This window comes from Isoptericola sp. NPDC057653, from assembly GCF_042799955.1.
GTDB lineage: Bacteria > Actinomycetota > Actinomycetes > Actinomycetales > Cellulomonadaceae > Isoptericola.
On sequence record NZ_JBHVHP010000002.1, the window covers coordinates 365,106 to 371,916 of the forward strand.

The window sequence follows — 6,811 nt, forward strand, 5'->3', positions numbered from 1 at the left end:
GCCGCCTGCGCCGTCTCAGCGCCGGTGCTTCCCGTGCGACCACCACGGCCGCCCGGAGTAGTGCTCGCCGTACCCGACCGGGAGCATCGTGCCGCTGCCGTCCGCCTTCGGGACGGCCACGGGCAGCCGCCCCTTGGTGTTGATGTCGCCCGCCAGCGCGCGCACCACCGCCGCGTAGTTCACGACGCCGTAGCCGTAGCTGTTCAGGACCGCGTCGGCCCCGGGGAACACGTTGACGTCGTACGGGTTGCGTGCCGCCACCACGACCACGGGCTTGCCCGTCGCGGCGAGGGCGGCCACCATCGCCTGCTGCGCCGGGTTGCCGCTCGCGTTGTTCGACGTGAAGACGACCGCGTCGACGTCGGCGGTCGCGGCGACGGCGCGCTCCCGGTAGGCGGCCGAGGGGGAGCTGCCGTTCTCCAGCTCGGTGGTCACGTCGAACCCGCGCTCGGCGAGCATCGGCGCCAGCCGCTCCGGCCAGGCCGACCCGGCGCCGACCACGAGGACGTCGTCGCGGCGTACGTCGAGGGGGAGCGTGCGCCGGTCGTTGCGCACCAGGGTCATCGACCGGTCCGCGATCTTCGCCGCCGTGCGCAGGTGCCGCTCGGAGCCGACCACCGTGCCCACCCCGGCCGGGTCGGCGTACGGGTGCTCGAGGATGCCCCGCTTCGCCTTCCACGTCAGGATCCGCGTGACGGACTCGTCGAGCCGCGCCTCGGTGATCGTGCCGTCGGCCACCGCCTGCTTCACGCCCGCGATGGAGGCGTCGACGTCGGGGGAGTTGAGCAGGATGTCGGACCCGGCCTGGATGGCCTTGACCGACATCTCCTCCTGCGTCCAGTTGTCCGTCATGGCCTCCATGTCGAGGGCGTCGGTGGTGATGATGCCGTCGAAGCCCATCTCGTCGCGCAGCAGGCCGGTGAGGACCTTCGGGGAGAGCGTGCCCGGCAGGTCGGGGTCGATGGCGTCGACGACGATGTGCGCCGTCATGATCATGTCGATGCCCGCGTCGATCGCGGCCTGGAACGGCTTCAGGTGCTGGTTCAGCGTCGCCCGGTCGTACGTGACCTCCGGCAGGCCGTAGTGCGAGTCCGTCTCGGTGTCGCCGTGCCCGGGGAAGTGCTTCGCGGTCGCCGAGACGTGCTGCTGGATGCCGCGGATCTGCGCCACCCCGAGCCGGCTCACGGTCTTCGCGTCCGAGCCCATGGACCGGACGCCGATCACGGGGTTGTCGGGGTTGGTGTTGAGGTCGAGCACCGGGGCGAAGTCGACGTTGATGCCCATCGCCTTCAGCTCGGACCCGAGGATGTCGCCCTGCGCGCGGGCCAGACCGGTGTCGAAGGTGGCGCCGAGCGCCATGTTGCCCGGCAGCTCGGTGGCGGGCGAGCCCACGCGGGCGACGAGGCCGCCCTCCTGGTCGATGGTGACGGCCAGCGGGATGCCGGGCCCGCCGTCCGCGAGCGCCGCGTCCTGCAGGCCGTTCGACAGCCCGTTGACCTGCTGCGGGTTGGCGGTGTTGCCCGACCAGGCGAAGTAGAGCACGCCGCCGAGGTCGTACTTCTGGACCACCTCGGCGGGGGTGCTCACCCCGTAGCGGGCCTGGTTGCTGGCCGCCATGGACGTGTCGTTCGCGGACGAGCCGTAGACGTGGGTCCACGTCATCTGGCCGATCTTCTGGTCGAGCGTCATCGCGTCGACCATCGCGGCGACGTCGACGCTCGAGGTCGACGCGGCCGGGGTACGGGTCGTGGTGCTGGTCGGGGCGGTGGTCTCCGCCTGGGCGGGGGATACGGCGGCGAGCAGCAGGCCCGCGCCCGCCAGCACCGCCGTCGAGCGCACGAGGCGCCTGGTTCCTTGATCCTTCACGAGGTCCTCCTGTGTCGGACGGGCGCGCGACGGTGCGGGACCGTGGGACGTCGTTGTCCGGGTGCGCCTGTGCTGAAGTTAGGACCGTCCCCGGGGCGCGTCAAGACTTGCCGCCGACTCCCGCCCGCCGTGAAAGGAAGTTTCACGTGAGGGCGGCCCCGGCAACGGCGACGAGCAGGCCGCGCCGGCGTCGATGTCACCGATCGTTGACATCCGACCTCATGTTACTTAGCGTTGACATCGCACCAGATGTCGTCCGCCGCTGACATTCGTCGCCAGGGCAGGGCAGGGCAGGGCAGGGGAGGGGACCCATGATCGTCGCCGACGCCGAGCAGCTCGGCTCGTTGCTGCGCCGCGCCCGCAAGGACAAGGGGATGACGCAGGCCGAGCTCGCGGCCGCCGTCGACGTGTCCCGCCAGTGGGTCATCGCGGCCGAGGCGGGGGCGCCCACGGCCCGGCTCGACCTGGTGCTGGACGCGCTGCGCGCCGTGGACCTCGTCGTCGACGTCGTCCCCGACGAGCCGGACGACGCGCTCGAGACCGTCCTGGGGCGGGCGCGTGGCTGACCGCCTCGACGTCTGGCTCGACGGCGCCCACGCGGGCACGCTCCGCCGCGGCCGCGGCGGCGACGTCACCTTCGCGTACAGGGCGGCCTACCAGGGGCTGCGCTCGGCGCCGTCGCTGTCCGTGAGCATGCCCCGGCACGTCACCGAGCACGGCCCCGACGTCGCCATGCCGTGGATCGACAACCTCCTTCCGGACAGCGACACGGTCCGCGCCCGCTGGGCCGCGCAGTTCGACGAGCGGCGCGCGACGGCGTTCGCCCTGCTGCGCCACATGGGCGCCGACTGCGCCGGGGCCGTCCAGGTGGTGCCCGAGGGCGAGGAGCCGCACGACGGCGCCGGCTCGCGGCCCCTGGGCGAGGCGGAGGTCGCCGCCCACCTGCGCGAGCTGCGCGCCGACGACAGCTCCTGGGCGTTCGAACGGCACGGCGGCCGGTTCTCCCTCGGCGGGCAGCAGGGCAAGTTCGCGCTGGCCCGCGCCGCCGACGGCACCTGGCACCAGCCCACCGGACGTGCCGCCAGCACCCACATCTTCAAGATCGGCATCGACGGTGTCGCCGACTCGGCCGCGGCCGAGCTCGTCACCATGCGCGCGGCACGATCGCTCGGGCTGGCCGTCGCGGGCGTCGAGACCGCATGGTTCGAGGACCAGGGCGCCGTCGTGGTCGAGCGGTTCGACCGCGTGCCCGCCCCGGACGGGGAGGCGCGGAGGCTGCACCAGGAGGACATGTGCCAGGCCCTCGGCCTCTGGCGCTCGGCCAAGTACGAGTCCGACGGCGGCCCGGGCGTGCGGGACGTCGCCTCCGTCGTCGCGCGTGCCGTGGACCGGCGCGACCTCGCCCGCTCCCGCGACGACCTGGCACGCTCCGTCGTCCTGAACTGGGTGGTCGCCGGCACCGACGCCCACGCCAAGAACCTGGCGCTGCTGCACGTGGGGGCGCGCACCGTGCTGGCGCCGCTGTACGACCTCGTGAGCGCCGCGCTGCTGTGGCCCGCCGAGGAGGTCCGCTACAAGGCGCGGCTCGCGATGAAGCTCGGCGGCGAGTACCGGCTGCGTGCGCTCGGCGCCCGCAACGTCGAGCGCGCCGCGGGCGAGCTCGGCGTCGACGCGGGCTGGCTTCTGGACACCGCCGCCGCGTACGCCGACGCCTGGCCGGACGCCGTGCGCGACGCCGCGGAGGGAGAGCGCGACCTCGTCGCCGACGGCGTCGCGGCGCAGTTCGTGGACCGCGCCGCGGCCCGCTCGGCCGACGTCGTGCGCGCGCTCGGCGGCGCGCGGCGCGGGGGAGAGGCCGCCGGCCCCGCCTCCGCCACCTGGGTGCCGCCCCACGAGCGCGCCGGCCGCGCCGTGGCCGGGCACTGGCGGTCCCACCCCGGCCGCTGACCCTGGACCCGTCGACGGCGCCGGGGGAGGCGCCCCTACGCTCCCGGCATGACCGACGACTGGATCTACCTCGTCACGGACATCGAGACCGACGGCCCGCACCCCGGCGCCAACTCCCTGCGCTCCTTCGCGTCGGTGGCGGCGCGGGCGGACGGGACCGTCGTGGACGAGTTCGAGGCGGTGCTCGAGCCGCTGCCCGGCGCCGCGCCGAACCCGGACACGCTGGCCTGGTTCCGCACCCAGCCGGCATCGGTCTGGGCGGCCGCGACCGAGGGCGCGCGCCCGATCCCCGGGGTCATGGCGGAGTTCACCTCCTGGGCCAGGGCGCTCGGCCCCCGGCGCGTGCTCGCCGCCGCTCCGCTGGCCTTCGACGGGACCTGGATCGACTACTACCTGCGCCGGTTCACCCCGTACGGACTGTGCCAGGGCCCCTACGAGGCGGACGTCCTGTTCACGGGCCCCGCCCTGTGCCTGCGCTCGTACGCCGCGGCCGTCCTCGGGCTCCCGATGGCCGAGCTGCCCGCGTCCTCCGGCCTGCCCGAGGGCTGGCTCGGGGACGTCGAGCACACCCATCGCGCCATCGACGACGCCCGCGGGTTCGCCCACCTGCTGGGCGTGCTCACCGAGAAGGCCGGCGCGAGGTGACGTCCCCGCCGGCGAGGCGCAGGCGGAACCAGCGGCGCCTGCCGGTCTGCAGGACGTCGCCGGTCGCCACCTCCGGACGCGCCTGAGGATCACGGTGCGGGGCCCCGTTGATGCGGACGCCGCCCTGGGAGACCAGGCGGCGCACGGCGGACCCGGTGAGCTCGGGGCGCGCCGCGCTGACCAGCTCGGCGACCGTCGGCCGGGGGAGCGCCACGGACGCGTCGGGCATCGAGCCCGGGACGTGCCGCCGGGAGAACACGTCCAGGAACGCCGCCCGGGCGTCGGCGGCCGCCGACGCGCCGTGGTAGCGGGCCACGACGGACTCCGCCAGGTCGAGCTTCGCGTCCCGGGCGCCCGGGCCGCCCGCGGCACCACGCGCGGCGAGGTCGGCGACGACCTCCTGCGGGAGGTCCGTGTAGACCGTGGCCCACGTGCCGATCAGGTCGTCGTCGAGCGTCATCAGCCGGCCCAGCTTCTCCGCGGGGTCGTGCGCGAGGCCCACGTAGTTGCCGAGCGACTTCGACTGCTTGGGCCCGCCGTCGAGCCCCGGCGTGATCGTGCTGGTGACGACCGTCTGGGGGAGCTGCCCGTGCCTGGCCTGGAGCTCTCGCCCCATCGCCTCGTTGAACAGCTGGTCGGAGCCGACGATCGTGAGGTCGGACTCCAGCGCGACGCTGTCGAAGCCCTGCAGCACCGGGTAGACGAGCTCGTGCACGGCGACCTCGCGGCCGTCGCGGACCCGCTTCTGGAACATGTCCCGCGCCATCAGCTGGTGCAGCGTGACCAGGCTGAGCTCGCCCAGCAGGTCCGTGATCGCCATCCGGTCGTACCACTCGGAGTTGCGCCGCACCTCGAGCACCTCCGGGTCGTCGCGCAGCACGAGGGTCGCCTGGTCCAGGAACGCCCGCGCGTTGGCGTCGATCTCGGCGGGCATGAGCACGGGGCGCGTGGCGCTGCGCCCGGTCGGGTCGCCGATCCGGGTCGTGGTGTCGCCGAGCAGGAAGACGACGACGTGGCCCAGGTCCTGCAGGTAGCGCATCATCCAGAGGTTCACGGCGTGCCCGAGGTGCAGGTCCGGCGCCGTGCAGTCGACCCCGAACTTGATGCGCAGCGGGCGGCCGGACCCCAGCCGGGACCTCAGGTCGTCGCGCCCGAAGACCTGGTCCGTCGTCCGACCCAGGTGGGCCAGGACCTCGTCGGGGGTGGTGGCGGGTGACGGTGACATGGAGCTCTCCTCGGCAGGACGAGCGAAGAGCTCCCCGTGGCACCCGCCCGTCGTGACGACACGAAAGGTGAGGACCGGACGGTCCTCACCTGGGTGGCTCTGGGGCGGGGGAGTCGGCGATCAGGGAAGCGCGCGACGACGGCTCGCACCAGAGCCGTCGGGATACGCGTCACGGAACGCCATGGCCAGGACGGTACCCGAGCCGTCGGACGCCTCCCAGGGAAATACCGGGGGAGCAGGGCCCCGGTCCGGACCGAGGTCCTGCCGCACCGACCGATGGAGGAGCCGACGCCGTATCGTCGAGGACGTGAGTGACGACGTCCGCAACATCTCCGCCGCGTTGTCGAGCATCGCGGAGCCCTGGCAGCCGCACCGGCTCGCGTCCGTGAACGACTACGACGTCAAGGTCGTCAAGCTCCAGGGCGAGTTCGTGTGGCACTCGCATCCTGACACCGACGAGCTCTTCGTCGTGATCAGCGGACGGTTGACCATCCAGCTGCGGGACCGGGACGTCGTCCTGGGGCCGCAGGACGTGTTCGTCGTGCCGCGCGGCGTCGAGCACCGCCCGCGGGCCGACGAGGAGACGCACGCGCTGCTGTTCGAGCCGCAGGGAACGGTGAACACCGGCGACGCCGGCGGGGAGATGACGTCCGAGCTGCGCGAGCTCGACTGACGCGTTCCCGCCGCGGCGAGCGGGTGTCGATCAGGGGCCCGGCAGGGGCCCAGGACAGTCCTTCTCGCCGGTAGCGGTCGCCCTGGGCGTACAACCGATAATGCACATTATGTCATTACGGCGAGAGATCGGGCCCGAGAGCGGTCCCCTCTCAGGGTCGGTCCGCGCTGAGTCGACGGCAGAGCGTCGCACCGTCGAGACCTGTTCCCTCCGCCCAGCCGGCCGGACGGCGAGCCGCGCCCGTGACGACACGTGCGCGTGCCGAATGACTCGCGTGTGCGGCAGGCCGCGTCCTGACGACAAGCTGCTGGACGGCGTCGGCGCCGCCGGCCTGCGACGTTCTCGCGTCCGACCGATCCGACGGCTCACGACGGCTCACGACGGCTCACGACGGCTCACGACGGCTCACGACGGCTCACGACGGCTCACGACGGCTCACGACGGCTCACGACGGC

The 6,811-nt window shown here is 73.5% G+C and carries 6 protein-coding genes; 4 read left to right on the top strand and 2 right to left on the bottom strand.

Going from position 1 to position 6,811, the window contains the following annotated elements:
* Positions 1 to 15: 15 nt before the first annotated feature.
* Entirely contained in the window at positions 16 to 1,866 is a 1,851-nt protein-coding gene (locus ACFU9A_RS12890) for a glycoside hydrolase family 3 N-terminal domain-containing protein (protein ID WP_430575680.1), read from the bottom strand.
* Between the two features lie 311 nt (positions 1,867 to 2,177).
* On the opposite strand from ACFU9A_RS12890, the gene ACFU9A_RS12895 reads away from it, so the two are divergent.
* The 3 genes from ACFU9A_RS12895 to ACFU9A_RS12905 are packed head-to-tail and all read left to right on the top strand — an operon-like array spanning position 2,178 to position 4,458.
* Positions 2,178 to 2,432, top strand: coding sequence for a helix-turn-helix domain-containing protein (locus ACFU9A_RS12895; RefSeq protein ID WP_430575681.1), 255 nt, complete (start codon positions 2,178 to 2,180; stop codon positions 2,430 to 2,432).
* Positions 2,425 to 3,813, top strand: a complete 1,389-nt coding sequence (locus ACFU9A_RS12900) for a type II toxin-antitoxin system HipA family toxin (RefSeq protein WP_430575682.1) — start codon at positions 2,425 to 2,427, stop codon at positions 3,811 to 3,813. Before ACFU9A_RS12895 ends, ACFU9A_RS12900 begins: the two co-directional genes overlap by 8 nt.
* Before the next feature lie 48 nt (positions 3,814 to 3,861).
* Entirely contained in the window at positions 3,862 to 4,458 is a 597-nt protein-coding gene (locus tag ACFU9A_RS12905; RefSeq protein ID WP_430575683.1) for a hypothetical protein, read from the top strand.
* On the opposite strand, the gene tyrS is transcribed toward ACFU9A_RS12905, so the two are convergent.
* Entirely contained in the window at positions 4,433 to 5,683 is a 1,251-nt protein-coding gene (tyrS, locus tag ACFU9A_RS12910; RefSeq protein ID WP_430575684.1) for a tyrosine--tRNA ligase, read from the bottom strand. The genes ACFU9A_RS12905 and tyrS overlap by 26 nt on opposite strands.
* A gap of 307 nt (positions 5,684 to 5,990) precedes the next feature.
* Here tyrS and ACFU9A_RS12915 point away from each other — a divergent pair, with 307 nt between their 5' ends.
* Positions 5,991 to 6,356 carry a cupin domain-containing protein gene (locus ACFU9A_RS12915; protein WP_430575685.1) on the top strand — a complete coding sequence of 122 codons (366 nt, stop codon included), beginning with the start codon at positions 5,991 to 5,993 and terminating at the stop codon, positions 6,354 to 6,356.
* Positions 6,357 to 6,811 lie beyond the last annotated feature (455 nt).